The following is a 20,137-nucleotide window of genomic DNA, read 5'->3' as shown; positions in this document are numbered from 1 at the left end:
CTCACATCCCAGGGGATGTCCTGCGCTAGTTGTTGCCTCGCAGGATGGCCAGCACGCGGATGATCTCCACGTAGATGAAGACGACGGTGGAGACGAGGCTGTACGCACCGATCCAGCCGTACTTGCGGGGAGCGCCACCCTCGACGCCGTTCTTGATGAGCTCGAAGTCCATGACGAGCATGTACGCGCCCATGAGGACGGCGAAGATGCCGAGGATCACGCCGAGCGGGATACCGAAGACCTCCATGGAGCGCATGCCCCACGGGCCTGCTTCGCTCTCGAAGCCGAACATCATCATGCCGAAGTTGATGAGGGAGAAGAGCGCGTAGCCGAGCATCGCGACGAGCACGATCTTCGTCATTCGGGGCGAGGTGCGGACCTTGCCGAAGCGGAACAGCACAAGGGTCACGGCGACCACGGAGAACGTCGCGAGGACGGCCTGCATGGCGATGCCCGGGAACATCCCCTCGAGGATCGAGGAGAGGCCACCGACCAGGAGGCCCTCTGCCGCGGCGAACGCGAAGATGAGGCCCGTCTTGGGCTCGCGCTGGAACGCGAGCACGAGCGAGAGCACAAGCGCGCCGATCGCGCCGGCGATCATGAGCATCGGCACGAACCAGGCCACAGCAGCCGCGACGAGCACGATGCCGAAGAGGCCAGCGGTCTTCGCGATGGTGTCCTCGTAGGACATCCGCTCCATCTGGTCAGGTGTCGCGGGCGGTGCCTGGAACTGTGCGTTCAGCTGGTCGGCCGTGAGCGGCGCGGGAGGCTGCTGCCCGTAGGCCGACGCGGACGGTGCGTTGCCGTAGGAGGGAGCGGTGGGCGCCTGGCCGAACTGTTGGCCGTGCTGCCTGCGTGCCTCCCCGTTGAAGTAGGGGTTGCGTTCTAGCGCGGAATTCGCCATGGCTGTCCGTGAGTCCGTTCTGTCTCGAAGGTCAAGATGCCCGCCAGAGACGGGGTTGCCGGGATTCTAACGAAAGAGTTCGTGAATACGACTTGGAGGTGTGCGCCCTCAGCGGACGGCGGTCCTCGCGTCGCTCGTCGAGCGGGCGTCGCGGCCCGTGCCGAGCAGCAGTCGCGGCAGGAGCAGGAACGCGCCGAGCACGATAGAGGCGACGATGATGAAGGCGACCTCGGCGGTGTCGCCGATCATGAGGCGCAGCAGCATCCCGCCGCCGACGGTCACGATCCACACGAAGACGCCGGCCGGGAACGGGCGCCAGGGCTTCCACCGGAAGAGCGTCACGAGCACCCAGGCGAGAAGCAGGCCCAGGACGAACGGCCAGCCGGTCGTCACGATTCCCGCAAGGGAGAGGCCCTCTGCGTGGCTCATCCGGCCGATGACCGCGAACACCACGACGAGGAGGAGATCGACGATGAGGGGGAGCGCGTAGCCGCCGCCAGCGCGATAGACCGAACGTGTTCGCCGCATGACACCAACCGTACGCCTGGGTCCGGCACACTGCGCGCGTGAACGCGCCAAGCCAGCACAAGTGTCCCCTCGTCATCGGCCACCGCGGTGCCCCCGCGTACCGGCCAGAGCACACGGCCGAGGGGTACCTCCTCGCCGTGCGGCAGGGCGCCGATGCGCTCGAGCCGGATGTCGTCCCGACTCGCGACGGCGTGCTCCTCATCCGCCACGAGCCCATGCTCGGGGCGAGCACCGACATCGCCGCACGCCCAACCGAGTTCGGGCCCGCTCGCACCCGCTCGACACCGGACGGGTCGCTCACCGACTGGTTTGCGCATGACTTCACGTGGGAACAGCTCGGGTCGCTGCGGGCGGTCGAGCGCATCCCCCACATCCGCCCCGCCAATGCCCTCTGCGACGGGACGTCGGCGCTGATGCGGCTTCGCGAGCTCGTCGAGCTGGTGGAGCACGAGCGGACCGCGGCGGGAGCACGGCCACGCCTGGTGATCGAGCTCAAGCACGCGAGCTGGTTCCGCGAGCTCGGGTTCGATCTGGCTGCGCTGCTCGAACGCGAGCTGGTCGGGCTGTGGGGTTTACCCGCGCTCGAGGGACTCGTCATCGAGAGCTTCGAGGGCGAGGTGCTGCGCGACCTTCGGCGGCGAGGCATCGCGGCGGACGCATCGCTGGTCTACCTGATCGACGACGAGGGGGCCCCGCACGATCGGCTCGCGCGGGACGGCTCCCGCGCGCAGAGCTACGCCAGCGACCTGACGGGGCCGGGGCTGGATGCGGTTGCGGGGTGGGCGGACGGCATCAGCCTCAGCCACCTGCTGCTCGGGGTGCGCGACGAGGCGAGCGCCGCGCATCCCCAGGCGGGTCGCAGGCTCGTCGAGCGAGCTCACGCGCGCGGCCTCGGGGTGTACACGTGGACCCTGCGTCCGGAGGACGCGTTCCTGCCGACGACGTTCGAGGGGTGCCCCGAGGCGTACTGGCGGGGCATCCTGCGCACGGGTGTCGACGGCGTCTTCGCGGATGCGCCCGACCGCGTCCGCGCGCTCGTCGATGCGCAGACGCCGCGCGCGTAGCGCTCGGACCCGGCCGCACGGACAAGACATGCGAGAGATGCAGGTTCCCGCGACCGAGAACCTGCATCTCTCGCACCTCTCTGCTCGAGCGAGGAGCGAGCGGGCGCTGACTGCGCCTAGGCGACCTGCGCGGAGACGCGGTCGAGCGTCCGCAGCTCGTCGTCGGTGAGCGCGAGCGTGAACGCGTCCGTGATGAGCGGCAGCTGCTCAGCGGTGCGGGCGCTGGCGATCGGGGACACGACGCCGGGCTGAGCTGCGAGCCAGGCGAGCGCGACCGTTCCCGGCTGGGTGCCGTGGGCCTGCGCGATGTCCGCAACCGCATCCACGATCGCGTAGCCGCGATCGGTGCGGTACTGCTCCACGGAGCTCGCACGGGCCGAGTCGACCTCGACGTCCTTGCGGTACTTCCCGGTCAGGAAGCCGTGCGCAAGCGCGAAGTACGGGACGACCCCGAGGCCGGCCTCGCGTGCCAGGGGCAGGAGCTCGCCCTCGATGTCGCGCTCGAGGAGGTTGTACTCGGGCTGCAGCGCAGTGGGCTGGTGCAGTCGGTGGCTCTCGACGGCGGAGAGCCACTCGCGCAGACGGGTCGGCGAGTAGTTGGAGACGCCGATGGCCTTGATCTTGCCGGCATCGACGAGTTCGGAGAAGACCCCCGCCGTCTCGGCGATGGGCGTCTCCGGGTCGTCTCGGTGCGCGTAGTAGAGGTCGATCTGCTCGACGCCGAGGCGCTTGAGGCTGTCGTCGACCGCTGCACGCACATTGTCGGCGCTGAGTCCGGGCCGCTTGGCGAACTGGGCGACCTTGGTCGCGATGACCAGATCCTCCGGACGCCCGCGCGAGCGGAGCCATTCGCCGATGATCGTCTCGGACTCGGCCCCCGAGTTGCCGGGGATCCAGGCCGAGTAGACGTCGGCGGTGTCGATGAAGTTGCCACCGGCCTCGACATAGCCGTCGAGGATCGCGAACGACGCGTCGCGGTCGGCGGTCCAGCCGAACACGTTGCCGCCGAGCGCGACGGGGGAGACGGAGAGCGTGCCGCCGAGCGCGCGGCGGGCGGGGGAGAGCTGCGTGGTCAAGGTGATTCCCTTCTGCGGCCCACGCGATGTCGGTGGCCGCACCTACAATCAACGAGTCATGACGCTACTGCCACCAGTCTTCGATCCCTCTGAAAACGACCTCCTTGACGGACTCAATCCGCAACAGAAGGAATCCGTCACCTACCGCGGCCCCGCGCTGCTCATCGTGGCGGGTGCGGGCTCCGGCAAGACGCGGGTGCTCACCCACCGCATCGCCGGCCTCATCGCATCCCGTGAGGCGTGGCCGAGCCAGATCCTCGCGATCACCTTCACCAACAAGGCCGCCGCCGAGATGCGCGAGCGCATCCAGCACATCGTGGGCGGTGCTGCGGATGGCATGTGGATCTCGACGTTCCACTCGGCCTGCGTGCGCATCCTGCGCCGCGAGGCAGACAAGTTCGGCTTCACCACGAGCTTCACCATCTACGACTCCGCCGACTCGAAGGCGCTCATCAAGCGCATCGTGAAGTCGCTCGAGGCTGATGTGCTCGGGTTCACGGTCTCGAGCGTCCAGTCGCGCATCTCGAAGCTCAAGAACGAGCTCACCGACGTCGACGGGTTCGCCCGCCAGGCCAACATGAGCGACCCCCGCGACGCCATGTTCCTCGACATCTACCGGCAGTACACGCAGTCGCTGCGCCGCGCCAATGCCTTCGACTTCGACGACCTCATCTCGCAGACGGTGTGGATGCTGCGCGCCTTCCCCGACGTCGCGGCGCAGTACCAGCGACGGTTCCGTCACGTGCTCGTCGACGAGTACCAGGACACGAACCACGCCCAGTACTCGCTCATCCGGGAGCTCACGAGGCCCGTCGAGCCGCAGCACGTGCCGCTCGACACCCGGATGGAGCTCGACGAGCGCGGCGGAATCCCCGGCGCATCGCTCACGGTCGTCGGCGACTCCGATCAGTCGATCTACGCCTTCCGCGGTGCCGACATCCGCAACATCAGCGAGTTCGAGCGCGACTTCTCGAACGCCAAGGTCGTGCTGCTCGAGCAGAACTACCGCTCGACGCAGAACATCCTCTCGGCAGCCAACGCCGTCATCCGCAACAACTTCGACCGCGTCGACAAGAAGCTCTGGTCCGACGGCGGCGAGGGCGCGAAGATCGTCGGCTTCACCGGGTTCTCGGCACACGACGAGGCGCAGTTCGTGGCCGATGAGATCCACAAGCTCCGCGACGCCGGCCAGAGCTACAACGACATGGCCGTCTTCTACCGCACCAACGCGCAGACGCGTGCGCTGGAGGAGATCTTCATCCGCTCCGCCGTGCCGTACCGCCTGGTGGGCGGCACGAAGTTCTACGAGCGCGCCGAGATCAAGGACCTCATCGCGTACCTGACCGCCCTCGTCAACCCGGCGGACGAGCTGTCGACGAGACGCATCCTCAACTCCCCGAAGCGCTCGATCGGCCCAGCCACCGAGACGGCGATCTGGGACTTCGCGAACAGGTACGGCATCACCTTCCGCGACGCCATGCGGCGTGCCGGCGAGCTCGGGCTCGGGCCGAAGGTCACCGGCGCGATCGCGCAGCTCGCGAAGCTGCTCGACGACGCGACGGCCGGCCTCGACATCGACTCGCCGACGGGACGCAAGACCGTGAGCCAGACGCTCAAGACGATCGTCAAGGGCACCGGCTACCTCGAGAAGCTGCTCCAGACCGGCAACCCGCAGGACGAGGCGCGTGCCGAGAACGTCGAAGAGCTCATCTCGGTCGCAGCCGAGTTCGACAAGAACAACGCTGGCGGCTCGGTCATCGACTTCCTCACCGACGTCGCGCTCGTCGCAGCCGCAGACGACCTCATCGACGAGTCAGGCGCGGTTGTGCTGATGACGCTCCACACCGCGAAGGGGCTCGAGTACGACTCGGTCTTCATCACGGGTGTCGAGGAGGAGCTGCTGCCGCACCGCATCGCCGCCGACGAGCCGGGCGGCCCCGCGGAAGAGCGACGCCTGTTCTACGTCGGCATCACGCGCGCCCGCAAGCGCCTCCACCTCTCGCTGGCGATGATGCGCTCGCAGTTCGGCGAGACGGCCGCCTCGCTCCCGAGTCGCTACCTGCAGGAGATTCCCGAGGAGCTCATCGAGTGGCGGGTCTCGCCCGGTGCCGCAGGCGGCCGTGGCGGCTACGAGCAGCGATCGGTCACCTCAGCACGCAAGCCGCTCGGCAGCGAAGGCTACGGAACGGCGGGCGGCTACGGCAGGAGCTCCTCTGACGCGGGCAGCGCCGGCTTCTCCAGCGCGGTCCGCTTCCGAGACTCGGATGCGGGTCGCGAGACGGCCCCCAAGGCCAAGCCGAAGCAGAAGTGGATCAACGAGGTCACGGGACAGATGCGCGACAACAGCGGCATGGAGCTCGTCGCCGGCGATCGCATCTCGCACGTCGACTTCGGCGAGGGCACGGTGCGCGCGATCCTCGGCAGCGAGGCGAAGCGCATCGCGGAGGTCGACTTCGACAGTGCCGGGCGTAAGAAGTTGCTCGTGAAGCTCGCGCCGATCGAGAAGCTGACCAACTGAGGCGCGTGCGGGCACTAGGCTGGAGGGCGGACGTGTTTAGCCGGGTGGCGGGCACACACTGCCTGCCGGCGATGCGGTCCGCTCTGCAAATTCTGAAGGCTCGAGCGCGAGAATCCGAAGGCTCGGGCGAACGAACGCGACGACGCGTCGCGGATGGGATGAAACGTGGATCTCTTTGAGTACCAGGCGCGAGATGTATTCGACGCCCACGGTGTTCCAGTTCTCCAGGGACTCGTGGCCTACACGCCCGAGGAGGCGAAGGCCGCAGCCGAGAAGATCGGCGGCGTGACCGTCGTCAAGGCGCAGGTCAAGGTCGGCGGTCGAGGCAAGGCCGGCGGCGTCAAGCTCGCGAAGACCCCAGATGAGGCGTTCACCGCTGCGGAGGCCATCCTCGGCCTCGACATCAAGGGCCACATCGTCGAGAAGGTCATGATCGCGCAGGGTGCGGACATCGACCAGGAGTTCTACTTCTCCGTGCTCCTCGACCGTGCCAACCGCTCCTACCTCGCCATGGCGAGCGTTGAAGGCGGCATGGAGATCGAGCAGCTCGCTGTCGAGAAGCCTGAGGCCCTCGCGCGCATCGCCGTCGACCCCATCCGCGGCATCGACGCAGCCAAGGCGGAAGAGATCGCGCGCGCCGCGAACTTCCCAGAAGAGCTCGTCGCGAAGGTCGCCGACGTCTTCGTCAAGCTCTACGAGGTGTACAACCAGGAAGACGCGACGCTCGTCGAGGTCAACCCGCTGGTGCTCACCAAGGGCGGCGACATCGTCGCACTCGACGGCAAGGTCACGATCGACGAGAACGCTGAGTTCCGTCACGCCGACCACGTCGCGCTCGCCGAGGCGGCAGGCGGACTCGACCCGCTCGAGGTCAAGGCCAAGGCGCACGACCTCAACTACGTGAAGCTCGACGGCTCCGTCGGCATCATCGGAAACGGCGCAGGCCTCGTCATGTCGACGCTCGACGTCGTCGCTGGCGCAGGCGAGAAGCACGGCGGACAGAAGCCCGCCAACTTCCTGGACATCGGAGGCGGAGCATCCGCTGAGGTCATGGCCGCCGGCCTCGACGTCATCCTCGGCGACGAGCAGGTCAAGTCGGTCTTCGTGAACGTCTTCGGCGGCATCACGTCGTGCGACGCGGTCGCCAACGGCATCGTGGGCGCCCTCAACACGCTCGGCGACGCAGCCACCAAGCAGATCGTCGTCCGCATCGACGGCAACAACGTCGAGGAGGGCCGTCGCATCCTCGCCGAGGCGAACCACCCCCTTGTGACCGTCGTCGCCACCATGGACGAGGCAGCCGACAAGGCCGCCGAACTCGCCGCCCGCGCCTGAGTCGCCAGAAGAAAAGCAGAGAAGGAACAACAATGTCGATCTTCCTCGACGAGAACTCCAAGATCATCGTTCAGGGCATCACCGGCTCGGAGGGCTCCAAGCACGCCACGCGCATGCTCGAAGCCGGCTCCAACATCGTCGGCGGCACCAACCCTCGCAAGGCCGGGCAGACGCTCGAGCTCGCGGGCAAGGAACTCCCCATCTTCGGCACCGTGAAGGAGGCCATCGAGGCCACCGGCGCGAACGTCACCGTCATCTTCGTGCCGCCGGCCTTCGCCAAGGACGCCATCATCGAAGCCATCGACGCGGAGATCCCGCTGGCCGTGGCCATCACCGAGGGCATCCCGGTCAAGGACTCCTCTGAGGCCTGGTCGCACGCGCAGAGCGTCGGCAAGACCCGCCTCATCGGCCCGAACTGCCCCGGCATCATCTCGCCGGAGAAGTCGCTCGCCGGCATCACGCCCGCGAACATCACCGGTGCTGGCCCCATCGGCCTCGTCTCGAAGTCGGGCACGCTCACGTACCAGATGATGTACGAGCTCCGCGACCTCGGCATCTCGACCGCCATCGGCATCGGTGGCGACCCCGTCATCGGCACGACGCACATCGACGCCCTCGAGGCGTTCGAGGCTGACCCCGACACGAAGGCGATCGTCATGATCGGCGAGATCGGTGGCGACGCCGAAGAGCGTGCGGCCGAGTACATCAAGGCACACGTGACGAAGCCGGTCGTCGGCTACGTCGCAGGCTTCACGGCCCCCGAGGGCAAGACCATGGGCCACGCCGGCGCCATCGTCACCGGCTCCGCGGGAACCGCTCAGGCGAAGAAGGAGGCCCTCGAGGCCGCTGGCGTTCGCGTGGGCACGACGCCCACCGAGACGGCCAACCTCCTTCGCGAGGTCTACGCAGCGCTCTAGCGAGCGGCCGGGCGCCGCGAGGCGCCTCGCAACCAGCGCAGAGCAGCAGCTCTGCACACGACGAAGTGGGCTGTAGCCCCGTGGAAACACGGGCTGCAGCCCATTCGTCTCACCGCGACTCGACGCCCCCGCGTCGCGTCGCGCACTTGAACTTCCGCCGGATTCACGCCGACGGGCCAGGATCCGAGACAGGATGCACGTGTCACGACCAGAGTCGGCCCCCGCACGACCGCACGGTCACGCCGGAGCGCATCCGGGCGGGCGTCCCGGGGCGCGCCCCGGCCCCCACCCAGGCGGGCGCCCCGCCGGAACACCAGGAGGCCATCCTGGGGGCCGGCCAGGCGGACACCCTGGCGGACACCCTGGTGCCGCGTCCGTCCCGCTGGACCCGCGCATCGTCGCGGCGACCCCGCGGTCCCGCATCGCCGGGCCCCTCGCGCTCGGCTGGCTCCAGGCCCTCGCGCTGGCAAGCGCGCTCCTGCTCGTCGGGCGCGTCCTCGACGGCGTTCTCGCGGGTGCGTCGCCGAGCGGGGGCGTCATCGGGCTGCTCGTGGTCCTGGTCCTCGTCGCCGCGGCCACCGCAGCGGGCTCGACGATCCTCGTCCAGCGCAGCAAGAGCACGACCGAACGTGACCTCCGACGCCTCCTCGTCGGCGAGCTCTTCACCGTCGGGCCCCTGGCGCTCGGGAGGGAGCGCACGGGAGCGCTCGTGAGCACCGCCACCGCATCCGTCGAACGAGCAGCCGCCTACCGGGCGGGCTTCCTCGGGCCGATCATCGCCTCGCTGACCACGCCCCTCCTGGTGCTGCTTGTCATCGCGGTTGCGATCGACCCGCTCACCGCCGGGCTGCTGCTGCTGCTCGTCCCGCTCATCCCACTCATCATCATCGGCGTGCAGCGGGCGTTCCGCTCCTCGACCGGCGCCTACCGGCGCAGCGCCGCGCAGCTCTCCGCCGCGTTCCTCAACGCCATCCAGGGACTCACGACGCTCACCCTCAACCGCGCGGCGACGCGCGTCGGGGACGAGCTCCGGGTCCGCGGCGAGCAGAACCGGCGCAACGTCATGCGCCTGCTCGCAGGCAACCAGGTGCTGATCCTGGCCGTCGACGCCGTCTTCTCGCTCGCCATGATCACGGGCGCCGCCGCGCTCGCGGTGTGGCGCCTCGGCGACGGCGCGATCACGCCGGGGCAGGCAGTCGCGATCGTGCTTCTGTCGACCTTGCTGACAGGGCCGGTCGACATCGTCGGACAGTTCTTCTACATCGGCATGACGGGCCGGAGCGCCGAGCGGGAGCTGAGCGCCGCGATCGCCACGCGGCCGGGCAGGCCTGCAGAACGAACAGCGACAGGTGAGCCCGCAGCCGCGGGCGGACCCGCCGCCCTGGAACTTCGGGGCGTCACCGCGGGCTACGACCAGGCGCCGAACATCCTCACCGACTACTCGCTCCGCGTCGAGGCCGGTGAGCGGATCGTCATCACGGGGCCAAGCGGTTCGGGAAAGTCGACGCTGCTGACCCTGGCCCAGGGGCTGCTCGCCCCTCGCGAAGGGAAGGTTCTCGTCGGTGGAGCGCCCGCCGGAAGCGCAGACGCCCGCGCCGAGCTCGCCGTCGTCGAGCAGAGCACGTTCCTCTTCACCGGCACCGTCGCGGAGAACCTGCGGGTCGCGAAGCCGGGCGCAAGCGACGACGAGCTGTGGGCCGCGCTCGAAGCGGCTGAGCTGCGCGGCGACCTCGAGCGTGCGCCAGACGGACTCGCGACGCAGGTCGGCGAGAGCGGACTCGCGCTCTCCGGCGGCCAAGCGCAGCGCGTCGCGATCGCGAGGGCATTCCTCCGCGACGCGAGCGTGCTGCTCCTCGACGAGCCGACAGCCCAGGTGGACCTGCGCTCAGAGCGGCTCATCACGCGCGCATTGAGCAACCTTGCCGAGGGGCGGACCGTGATCATGGTGTCTCACCGGCCGACGAGCATCCTTGCGGCGAACCGCGTCGTGCGTCTCGGATCCGTCGAACCCGACGCACACGCACCGGTCGATGCCCCACCCGCTGCATCCGCCGCGAGCGATGGTGCGGTGAGCGCGAAACCAGGGGGTTCCGCGAGCGTTGCCCGAACGGGGGAGCGCGCATGAACGCGGCGACGAACGCACAGCAGCCCCCAGCGGTTCCGCAGCAGTCCACCCCACAGCGGCCGAACAGGGGGCAGCTGGTCGCATGGCTGCTGCGTCAGACAGCGCCGTTGCTGTGGCCGCTCGCCCTGGCGACCGTGCTGCGGGTCGTCGGTCAGCTGGCCGGCATCGCGATCCTCGTCGTCGCGGTGATCGGCGTCTCCGGCGGGCTCTCGCTCTCGGCCACCGTCGTGACGATGGTCGGCCTCGCGCTGGCGAAGGCTGTGCTGCGCTACCTCGAGCAGTTCAGCGGACACTTCGTGGCGTTCGCCGCGCTCGCTCGACTGCGAGATCTCTTCTACGCCCGGCTCGCGCCTCAATCGCCCGCGGCCACGGAGGGAGCCGGCAGCGGGGAGCTCAGCGAGCGAGCCACGCGCGACATCGACCGCGTCGAAGTCTTCTTCGCCCACACCGCGCCGCCAGCCATCTCAGCGGTGCTCGTCCCGGGCATCGCCCTCACGTGGCTCGGCGTCACACAGGGGGTGGCACTCGCGCTCGCGATCGCCCCCTTCGTCGTGCTCGTCGTGCTCGTCGTCCCGGCGCTTGGTGGCCGCACGAGCTGGCGCGCCTCGCAGGAGGCCGTCGCCGCGAAGGGCGTCGTCGCCCAGCACGTGAGCGACTCCGTGCAGGGAGCCCGGGAGATTCTGGCCTTCGAGTATGCGGAAGCGCGCCTCGACGATCTGGATGCGCGGGGTGAGGCTGGTGCTCGCTCGTCGTCGCTCGCGTCCCGCATCTCCGCCGCGCGCGGCGCGCTTGTCGTCGTCCTCCAGTGGGGGTCCGTGCTCACTGCCCTCCTCATCGGAAGCTCGGCAGTGGTGGCCGGTGACCTGACCTGGTCGCAGCTGCTCGTCGCCCTCGCCGTCGCCATCGGCCTCTTCGTGCCGACCCGAGCCGTGGAGAGCTTCGTGACCGACCTCAACGCGTCGTTCGCAAGCGCCGCTCGCCTGTACGAGGTCATCGAACGGTCGCCGATCGTCACGGATGCACGCGCGCAGACGCGTGGAACTGGCCACGCCCATTCCGTCCGGGAGGAGCACCGCGAGCATCCGGTGGCCCTCGCCTTCGATGGAGTCACCTTCGCGTATCCGGCGGGAGTCGGCTCCGATCCAGAAGCCCTCGCCTCCGCCAACCGGGTCGTGCTCGACGACATCACCTTCGACCTGCGCACCGGCGAGCACCTGACGGTCGTCGGCCCGTCCGGAAGCGGCAAGTCGACGATCGCCTCCCTCGCCCTGCGATTCTGGGACCCACTCGGAGGGGTGGTCTCGCTCCGTCGCGACGCCGACGTCGCGCCAGAGCCGCTGCAGCACATCACGCTCGACGAACTGCGAACCCGTACGGCCCTCGTCCCGCAGCGTCCCTACCTGAGCGACGGCACGGTCGGCCAGAATGTGTCGCTCGCGAAGCTCGACGCGAGCGACGAGGAGATCCTCGCCGCGCTGCGCGTCGCAGCACTCGACGAGTGGGTGCTGCAGCAGCCGAAGGGTCTCGACACCCCCGTCAGGGAACGCGGCGGCGGGCTCTCCGGCGGACAACGCCAGCGCGTCGCGATCGCGCGAGCCGTGCTGGCCGACCCGCAGCTGCTGGTGCTCGATGAGGCGACCAGCGCGCTCGATGCGGCCACCGAGCAGACCGTCCGTGAGCGCCTCGCCGCGTGGGCCGCTGGACGTAGCATCCTCGAGATCAGCCACCGCATCGACACGCTCGGCGACACCGACCGGGTGCTCGTCCTCGACGCTGGCCGCATCGTCGAGGTCGGCTCGCCCGAGCGGTTGCGCCACGCGGGCGGCCCGTTCCAGCAGCTCCTCGAGCGCTGAGCAGCCGCGGCGGCATCGGCAGCTGCACCCCGTCTGCACGCCACTTCGCCGCTCCGCACGCCGCGCGCGCCCACGGGTCGCCGCCGCGGGCCTGGCCAACTTGCGTGATGGATGGCGCCGTTGGGGCGTCTTCGCTCGCCCGCGGGTTGAGCGATCCCGGAAGTTGGTCAGGCCGAGTCCGAGTCCGAGTCGGAGTCCCAGTCGGAGTTGAGGGCCTCGCCGGCCTGCTCTCGCAGCTCGAGCTCGATGAAGGCACCGATCATGGCGCGGTAGGTGGCCTCGACGACGTCAGGTGACGCGTCGGCCGACTCGGCAAGCGAGCGCACCTTGGAGATGACCTGCTCCACACGCACCGGAGCGCGAACGGCGCCCTGGTCCTGCCCTCGTTTCGCGACGGCTGCACGCTCCACCCAGCGCTGCCGCTGGCCGATGAGGGCGACGATCTGCGCGTCGAGGGAGTCGATCGCGGCGCGGATGCCGGTCATGTCGTGCGGGCCTGTTGATCCAGTCATTCCGGCAGGTTAGCGGCTATCGTCGGGGTGCTATGCCTCGCCCGATCACGTACCTGTACTCGGCCGTCGACGCGCTTGTCGCGGCCGCGGTCGGCCTCGGCGTCCCGCTGATCGCGGTCGTCGCGGTGCAGTTGGCGACGGCTGGCTTCGCCAGTGATTTCTTGGCTGGGTTCCAGTACGCGGCCGCCGTCTGGGCGCTCTCGCTCGGCGGCTTCGTGAACGCGGCGATCGACCCGAGCTCAGGCCTCCTCCCTGCAGGCAGCGAGGCGATTGCCTTCACGCTGCGGGTGATGCCGCTCGGCCTGACGCTCATCACCGTGTGGCTGGCTCGCGTGACGGGTGTGCGCATCCGTGCCGGTTCCGACATGGTCTGGCCGGGCCTGCTCTTCACGACCGCCGTCTTCTCAGCCTGCGCCGCCGGCGTCTCCATTGCGGCCACCGGTCGCGGCATCGACATCGGCGTCTGGCAGACCACGATCGTGGGCGCAGTCATCTTCCTCGGCTCCGCGTTCATCGGAGCCAGGGCCTGGCAGGTCGCCCCCATCGAAGCCGCCGTCTCGAGCCTCGAAACGCGCGGCCGTGCGCTCCTCACACAGGGTCTCCGGGCCGCCGGCATCATGATCACGGGCGTGCTTGGTGCTGGTGCGGTGCTCCTCGTCATCGCCGTGGTGGTGGGCCTCGCGAGCGTCCTGGCCCTGTTCCAATCGCTGCCGCTCGACGTGACCAGTGCGATCGTTGTGGGCCTGAGCCAGCTCGTGATCGCCGTCAACGGCGTCGTCTGGTCTGCGGCGTGGATGCTCGGCACCGGTTTCGCGCTCGGCACCGGCTCGAGTGTCACCCCGACCGAGACCCTGGTCGGCCCGATGCCGGTCGTGCCGCTCCTCGGCGCGATCTCCGCCTCGCCGCCGCTGCTCGCGATCTCCGTCATCGCGGTCCCCGTGCTCGTCGGCCTCGCGGCGATGGTCGGCGTACGGATGCACGCGCCAGCTGGCGCCGCGCGCGGGGTGTGGTCGCGCATCTCGGTCGCGCTTGTCGCCGCCGGTGTCGCCGCTGTCGCTATCGGGGTCCTGGCGCTCGCCGCGGGGGGCTCCGCCGGCCCTGGGCGGCTCGCCGACGTCGGGCCATTCCCGCTCCTCGCTGGTGCGAGCGCCTTCGGGACGCTTGCGCTTGGCGCGCTGGTCGGCGCGCTCGTGCCGCTCTCCACCGAGGAGTTCGTCGACGACGCGGATGAGTCCGACCGCCGCCGCGATGCGCGGGAGAACGACGAGCCGGTGGACGCGACGTCGACGGCGAAGGCAACAGCAAAGACGAAGGCAGGGTCAAGGACAGCGAGTTCTCGCGCCAGTGCGAACGCCGCGAAGCGAGATGCGCCTGCAGGCGCATCGACTGCGCCGGCTTCGTCCGCGAAGGGCGCGGGCGCCGCGGCCAAGTCGACCGCCGCGAAGCGTCGCTCGTCAAGGGACGGCGCCGACGAGCGCCCGTGGGTGGCTGACGCCGTCTCCAAGCGCTTCGAGGACCCGGGCGAGTCCGAGAAGAAGCCGGGGACAGCGCTCCAGGTGCGGGCAGACGACCCGCCAGCGGAACGCCAGACGTCGGAGATCCGCCGCGCGAAGCGGCTCAAGGTCGAGAACCCGCGCTACGACGACGAGCCCGACATCTACGCCGATATCGACATCGACGACTGACGAGCCCCGGCCTGCGACGACTCTCGGGATGACGGGAATCGCCACTCGACTAGACTGACCCGGTGCTCAAGGTCGTTGTCCTCATCTCCGGCGCTGGTTCGAACCTGCGTGCGCTGCTCGAGGCACTCCAGGCATCTGCCGCTTCCGCTTCGCCCATCGGGGCCGAGGTCGTCGCGATCGGCGCGGACACGCAGGCCGCTGGCCTCGCGCTCGCGGAGGAGTTCCGCATCCCGTCGTTCGTCGTGCGGCCGAAGGACTTCGCCGACAGGGCGGCCTGGGGTGAGGAACTGCTGGCGCAGATACAGCGATTCGAACCCGACCTGACGCTGCTCTCCGGGTTCATGCGGCTCGTACCGCCTGCCGTGGTGGATGCGCTCGCCCCGCGCCTGCTGAACACCCACCCCGCGTACCTTCCAGAGTTCCCCGGTGCCCACGCCGTGCGCGACGCGCTCGAGGCCGGCGTCGCCGAGACGGGCGCCTCCATCATCATCGTCGACAACGGCGTCGACACCGGACCGATCGTCGATCGCGTCCGCATCCCCGTGCTCCCCGGTGACACCGAGGAGCTGCTCCACGCCCGCATCAAGGTCGCGGAGCGCCGTCTGCTGGAAGACACCGTCAGAGGCGTCGCCTCCGGCGAAATCGCACTCGAGGAAAGAGCCACCGCATGAGCACCCCCGCCTCCCACGGACCTTCCCACGGGTCGCTGACGACCCTCGAGCGCATCGAGCCGAAGCGCGCGCTCGTCTCCGTGAGCGACAAGAGCGGCCTCACCGAGCTCGCGGCTGGCTTGAAAGCCGCCGGAGTCGAGATCGTCTCGACCGGATCGACCGCGAAGACCATCCGCGAGGCGGGCTTCGACGTCACCGACGTGCAGCAGGTGACCGGGTTCCCCGAGTCGCTCGACGGCCGCGTGAAGACGCTGCACCCCGGGGTGCACGCCGGCATCCTCGCCGACCGCCGCATCGACGACCACGTCCGTCAGCTCGAGGAGCTCGGCATCGCCCCGTTCGAGCTCATCGTCGTCAACCTGTACCCGTTCGTGGAGACGGTGGCGTCAGGGGCGGATGCGCCCGCGATCATCGAGCAGATCGACATCGGCGGGCCAGCGCTCGTGCGCGCGTCGGCGAAGAACTTCGCGAACGCCACGATCGTCACGTCTCCTGGGGACTACGCCAAGGTGCTCGAGGAGATCCAGGGCGGCGGCGTCACGCTGTCGACGCGTCGCGCGCTCGCGGCGGCCGCGTTCCAGCACACCTCGAGCTACGACCAGGCGGTCGGCGCATGGTTCGTCTCCCACATCGCAGAGGTCGAGGGAGCAGAGGCCGGGGACGGATCGATGCTGGCCACCGCCTCGGACACGCTTCCGGATTCGTTCACGCTCCAGGGCACCCAGCTCGCGACGCTGCGGTACGGCGAGAACTCGCACCAGGTCGCCGCCGTCTACGGCCGCGCCGACGGTCGGGGAATCGCCCAGGCTGAGCAGCTCCACGGCAAGGAGATGTCGTACAACAACTTCGTCGACGCGGATGCGGCGCTTCGCGCGGCGTTCGATCACGCCGCGCCAGCCGTCGCCATCATCAAGCACGCCAACCCCTGCGGCATCGCCGTGGCACCGGAAGGACTCGCACCCGCCGAGGCAATCGCCGAGGCACACCGTCGCGCCCACGCCTGCGACCCGGTCAGCGCGTATGGCGGCGTGGTCGCTGCGAACCGCGAGGTGTCGCTCGAGATGGCGCAGACGCTCTCCAAGATCTTCACCGAGGTCGTCATCGCTCCGAGCTTCGCGCCGGAGGCGCTCGAGGTGCTGAGCGCGAAGAAGAACATCCGCCTCCTGCAGCTCCCGGCGAACCCCGCCCTCGAGGAGCGCGAGGTGCGTCAGATCTCCGGCGGCTTCCTCGTGCAGAGCGCAGATCGCTTCGAGCCGAACGCGTCGCTCATCGAGGGATGGACGCTCGTGGCGGGTGCGCCTGCCGCAGGTCAGACCGCCGAGGACCTCGAGTTCGCGTGGCGAGCATGCCGCGCCGTGAAGTCGAACGCGATCCTCCTCGCCTCAGACGGAGCCTCCGTGGGCGTCGGGATGGGCCAGGTCAACCGCGTCGACTCCTGCCACCTCGCCGTCTCGCGCGCGGGGGAGCGCGCCGCCGGATCCGTCGCGGCGTCCGACGCGTTCTTCCCCTTCGCGGACGGCCTCGAAGTGCTGCTTGAAGCTGGCGTGAGCGCCGTCGTCCAGCCGGGTGGGTCCATCCGCGACGAGGAGGTCATCGCCGCCGCCGAGAAGGCAGGCGTCACGATGTACTTCACGGGCGAGCGCCACTTCTTCCACTGACCCACGCCGATCTGCGTGTCGCGCAGGTCCGCCCGAACCCGCATCCGACTTCCACGAGAGCAGCAATTGAGCACCAACACCTCCCAACCCGTCACCCGCGTGAGCGAGCTCGACGGCGGAACACGCTTCAACGCGGCGCTCGTGAGCGCCATGGGGGTTGCACTGGCGACGCTCCTCACCTGCCTGGTCGTGATGAACGAGCGCGACCTGACCCTCGTCCTCTCGCCGTTCACCACCCTCAGCAACACGTTCGACTTCTACTCGCTGCCGGTGCTGGTTCTGCTGTTCCTCGTCACGCTCGTCGGCTGGCTCGGCTGGCTCAGGAACTGGTGGATCGCCGCGATCGCCGGGTTCGTGCTGGCGCTGATCGCTGGCACGGTCGGGTACGTCGTTCGGCTCGCGACCGGCGGTGCCGACTTCACTGGCGAGACCTGGTCGGCGATCTTCATGGAGTTCTTCGGACTCAACTTCGTGTTCCTCGTGTCCGCCACGGTGTACACGGCCATCATCGGGCCCGCCCTGTTCCGTCGGCAGGTCGCCGACATGCTCCGGGATGTGTCCGAGCGGGTCGCGCACGCGGGGGAGCTCCGACGGTTCTCCGAGTCGAACAGCAAGCTCGCGCTCGTGCGCATCCCCGCCGCGAACCCGCAGGATGCCCAGGTCACGTTCCAGGATCGAGCCGAGGTCGATCGGGATCGCGCCAACGAGCAGTGGGAGTCCTATGTGGCGCTGCTCGATGAGCACGGCTGGGAGACGCGCGAAGTCCCTGCGGCTGAGACCATGCCGGATTCGGTCTTCACCGAGGACCAGGTGATCGTGCTGGGTGAGGTCGCGATTCTGGGTCGCAGCGGTGCGGCGTCCCGGCGCGCCGAGCTGCCCGGCGTGCGCGCGGCGCTCGCCGAGACCGAGCTCGTCACGATGGAGATCGAGGCCCCGGCGACGTTGGATGGCGGGGACGTGCTCCTGGCTGGCGACACGGTCTACGTGGGTGCCTCCACGCGCACCAACGCGGAGGGCATCCGCGCGCTCCGCGAGATCGCGCTCGACCTCGGCTACCGCGTGGTCGCGGTGCCCATCGAGGGGGCGCTGCACCTGAAGACCGTCGCGACGGCCCTGCCGGACGGCACCGTCATCGCGTGGACGCCGGCCCTCGAGCAGCCGTCGCTCTTCGGCGGCTACATCGAGGCACCAGAGCTGCTGGGAGCCAGCGTCCTGCCGCTCGACTCCGAGACCGTTCTCGTATCAGCGGCGGCCCCGGCGACCGCGAAGCTCGTGAAGCGCCTCGGCTACAGCGTCGTGTCCCTCGACATCTCGGAGTTCGAGAAGCTCGAGGGCGGCGTCACCTGCCTCTCGGCCCGCGCCTACTAGGCGGAAGCCGAGGGCGGCGGCACAGCTCGAGCTCGCGTCAGCGAATCACGGCATCGGCCCGCGTCACAGCGAGCCGGTGCCGTGGTCGTTGAGCACGCGCTCACCGATCGTCTCGCCGTACTGCGTCTCACCCGTGACGACGAAGCCCAGGCTCCGGAAGAAATCTCCCGGCCCCAGGTCGCCCTCTTCCCAGATGGTCGTCACCTTGTCGAACCCGCGGCGTGCGGCCTCGTCGAGGATCGCCGTGACGGCGAACGACCCGACGCCGCGGCGCTGGAAGTCCGCGTCGACGTTCATGCGCATGATCGTGGCCCTGAACAGGTCGTCGGGGGCGTCCTCATCGAAGTTCGCCATGATGAAGCCCACGACCCGACCGTCGAGCACCACGACCCTCGGCCACGACGTCGTCTGGTTGACGTAGGCCTCCGAGATCGAGTGCGAGACGGGCGCGACGAACGCCTCCTGGCCTGGTTTCAGCGTGAGCGTGTTGGCGGCGACGATGTTGTCGGCGGACAGCTCTTCGATATACAGCTCGCTCATGGATGCAGAGTAGCGGTCCGTCTGAGTATTTCTCCGAATGCGTCCCCGGTAGGCTGGAGGCAAACCGCGCGCAGAAGGAGGACTTTATGGCGAAGATCAAGGTCGAAGGAACGGTTGTCGAGCTCGACGGCGACGAGATGACCCGCATCATCTGGCAGAAGATCAAAGACACGCTCATCCACCCGTACCTCGACGTGAACCTCGAGTACTACGACCTGGGCATCGAGAAGCGCGACGAGACCGACGACCAGATCACGGTCGACGCGGCTCACGCGATCCAGAAGCACGGCGTCGGCATCAAGTGCGCGACGATCACCCCAGACGAGGCACGCGTCGAGGAGTTCGGCCTCAAGCAGATGTGGCGCTCCCCGAACGGCACCATCCGCAACATCCTGGGCGGCGTCATCTTCCGTGAACCCATCATCATCTCGAACATCCCGCGCCTCGTGCCGGGCTGGAACAAGCCCATCATCGTCGGCCGCCACGCATTCGGCGACCAGTACCGGGCCACCGACTTCCGCTTCGCCGGCGAGGGCAAGCTCACGGTCGAGTTCACGCCGGACGACGGCTCCGAGCCGCAGAAGTTCGAAGTCTTCCACTCGCCGGGCGACGGAATCGCCCAGGTGCAGTACAACCTCGACGCGTCGATCACCGACTTCGCTCGCGCGTCGCTCAACTACGGACTCACGCGCGGCTACCCCGTGTACCTGTCGACGAAGAACACGATCCTGAAGAAGTACGACGGTCGCTTCAAGGACATCTTCCAGGAGATCTTCGAGGCCGAGTTCAAGGACAAGTTCGAGGCTGCCGGCATCACGTACGAGCACCGCCTCATCGACGACATGGTCGCGGCGTCCCTCAAGTGGGAGGGCGGTTACGTCTGGGCCTGCAAGAACTACGACGGCGACGTGCAGTCGGACACCGTCGCGCAGGGCTTCGGCTCGCTCGGGCTCATGACGAGCGTGCTCACGACGCCCGACGGCAAGGTCGTCGAGGCTGAGGCCGCGCACGGCACGGTCACGCGCCACTACCGTCAGCACCAGCAGGGCAAGCCGACGTCGACGAACCCGATCGCCTCGATCTACGCCTGGACGCGCGGTCTCGCGCACCGCGGCAAGCTCGACGGCAACCAGGACCTCATCGACTTCACGCAGGCCCTCGAAGAGGTGGTCATCGAGACCGTCGAGTCCGGCAAGATGACGAAGGACCTCGCCGCGCTCGTCGGTGAGGGAACCCCGCACCAGACGACCGACGACTTCATGAACTCGATCGCCGAGAACCTCGCCGCACGAGTGTCCGCGTAGGCGACATCACGGCACAGGGGCTCTCGCCTCACAAGCCCCGCATCCTGCTTCGGCAGGGTGCGGGGCTTCTGCGTGCGGC

At 69.0% G+C, this 20,137-nt stretch carries 16 protein-coding genes; 11 read left to right on the top strand and 5 right to left on the bottom strand.

Translation table 11 applies throughout. The features are described from left to right. Positions 1-25 precede the first annotated feature (25 nt). On the bottom strand, positions 26-904 hold the full coding sequence (locus ABVF28_RS08395; protein ID WP_371030180.1) for a Bax inhibitor-1/YccA family protein: 879 nt from the start codon (positions 902-904) through the stop codon (positions 26-28). A gap of 108 nt (positions 905-1,012) precedes the next feature. Continuing rightward, on the bottom strand, positions 1,013-1,432 hold the full coding sequence (locus ABVF28_RS08390; RefSeq protein ID WP_104312683.1) for a DUF3054 domain-containing protein: 420 nt from the start codon (positions 1,430-1,432) through the stop codon (positions 1,013-1,015). 38 nt (positions 1,433-1,470) lie between these two features. Between ABVF28_RS08390 and ABVF28_RS08385 the strand changes: the two genes are divergently transcribed. Beyond that, the gene (locus ABVF28_RS08385) at positions 1,471-2,496 is read left to right on the top strand and encodes a glycerophosphodiester phosphodiesterase family protein (protein WP_371030179.1); all 1,026 of its coding nucleotides are present in this window, start codon (positions 1,471-1,473) and stop codon (positions 2,494-2,496) included. Positions 2,497-2,612: 116 nt separating this feature from the next. Here the strand turns inward: ABVF28_RS08385 and ABVF28_RS08380 are convergent, their stop codons facing one another. Continuing rightward, on the bottom strand, positions 2,613-3,572 hold the full coding sequence (locus ABVF28_RS08380; protein ID WP_179556270.1) for an aldo/keto reductase: 960 nt from the start codon (positions 3,570-3,572) through the stop codon (positions 2,613-2,615). A 58-nt stretch (positions 3,573-3,630) separates the two neighbouring features. Here ABVF28_RS08380 and ABVF28_RS08375 point away from each other — a divergent pair, with 58 nt between their 5' ends. From ABVF28_RS08375 to ABVF28_RS08355, 5 genes are all read left to right on the top strand, one after another. Then, positions 3,631-6,090, top strand: coding sequence for an ATP-dependent helicase (locus ABVF28_RS08375; protein WP_371030178.1), 2,460 nt, complete (start codon positions 3,631-3,633; stop codon positions 6,088-6,090). A gap of 165 nt (positions 6,091-6,255) precedes the next feature. Further along, positions 6,256-7,425 carry an ADP-forming succinate--CoA ligase subunit beta gene (sucC, locus tag ABVF28_RS08370; RefSeq protein WP_104312680.1) on the top strand — a complete coding sequence of 390 codons (1,170 nt, stop codon included), beginning with the start codon at positions 6,256-6,258 and terminating at the stop codon, positions 7,423-7,425. A 32-nt stretch (positions 7,426-7,457) separates the two neighbouring features. Next, positions 7,458-8,342, top strand: a complete 885-nt coding sequence (sucD, locus tag ABVF28_RS08365) for a succinate--CoA ligase subunit alpha (protein ID WP_068479974.1) — start codon at positions 7,458-7,460, stop codon at positions 8,340-8,342. Positions 8,343-8,541: 199 nt separating this feature from the next. Beyond that, a complete protein-coding gene (locus ABVF28_RS08360; protein ID WP_371030177.1) occupies positions 8,542-10,467 on the top strand; it encodes an ATP-binding cassette domain-containing protein in 1,926 nt (641 codons plus the stop codon). Further along, positions 10,464-12,320 (top strand): ABC transporter ATP-binding protein, encoded by a 1,857-nt coding sequence (locus tag ABVF28_RS08355; protein ID WP_371030176.1) that lies wholly within the window; start codon positions 10,464-10,466, stop codon positions 12,318-12,320. The genes ABVF28_RS08360 and ABVF28_RS08355 overlap by 4 nt, the downstream gene beginning before the upstream one ends. Before the next feature lie 167 nt (positions 12,321-12,487). On the opposite strand, the gene ABVF28_RS08350 is transcribed toward ABVF28_RS08355, so the two are convergent. Further along, positions 12,488-12,832 (bottom strand): chorismate mutase, encoded by a 345-nt coding sequence (locus ABVF28_RS08350; RefSeq protein ID WP_371030175.1) that lies wholly within the window; start codon positions 12,830-12,832, stop codon positions 12,488-12,490. Positions 12,833-12,864: 32 nt separating this feature from the next. On the opposite strand from ABVF28_RS08350, the gene ABVF28_RS08345 reads away from it, so the two are divergent. From ABVF28_RS08345 to ABVF28_RS08330, 4 genes are all read left to right on the top strand, one after another. Then, positions 12,865-14,517 (top strand): DUF6350 family protein, encoded by a 1,653-nt coding sequence (locus ABVF28_RS08345; RefSeq protein ID WP_371030174.1) that lies wholly within the window; start codon positions 12,865-12,867, stop codon positions 14,515-14,517. Between the two features lie 62 nt (positions 14,518-14,579). Next, entirely contained in the window at positions 14,580-15,188 is a 609-nt protein-coding gene (gene purN, locus ABVF28_RS08340) for a phosphoribosylglycinamide formyltransferase (RefSeq protein WP_371030173.1), read from the top strand. After that, positions 15,185-16,846, top strand: coding sequence for a bifunctional phosphoribosylaminoimidazolecarboxamide formyltransferase/IMP cyclohydrolase (gene purH / locus ABVF28_RS08335; protein ID WP_371030172.1), 1,662 nt, complete (start codon positions 15,185-15,187; stop codon positions 16,844-16,846). The genes purN and purH overlap by 4 nt, the downstream gene beginning before the upstream one ends. 66 nt (positions 16,847-16,912) lie before the next feature. Further along, entirely contained in the window at positions 16,913-18,214 is a 1,302-nt protein-coding gene (locus ABVF28_RS08330; protein ID WP_371030171.1) for a dimethylarginine dimethylaminohydrolase family protein, read from the top strand. Positions 18,215-18,277: 63 nt separating this feature from the next. Here the strand turns inward: ABVF28_RS08330 and ABVF28_RS08325 are convergent, their stop codons facing one another. Next, positions 18,278-18,754 carry a GNAT family N-acetyltransferase gene (locus ABVF28_RS08325; RefSeq protein ID WP_371030170.1) on the bottom strand — a complete coding sequence of 159 codons (477 nt, stop codon included), beginning with the start codon at positions 18,752-18,754 and terminating at the stop codon, positions 18,278-18,280. A gap of 86 nt (positions 18,755-18,840) precedes the next feature. On the opposite strand from ABVF28_RS08325, the gene ABVF28_RS08320 reads away from it, so the two are divergent. After that, a complete protein-coding gene (locus ABVF28_RS08320; RefSeq protein ID WP_371030169.1) occupies positions 18,841-20,058 on the top strand; it encodes an NADP-dependent isocitrate dehydrogenase in 1,218 nt (405 codons plus the stop codon). Positions 20,059-20,137: the final 79 nt, after the last annotated feature.

Origin of the sequence: Pseudoclavibacter sp. JSM 162008, assembly GCF_041366455.1 — a bacterium.
Lineage (GTDB): Bacteria > Actinomycetota > Actinomycetes > Actinomycetales > Microbacteriaceae > Pseudoclavibacter.
This window is presented reverse-complemented; position numbering and strand designations above follow the sequence as displayed.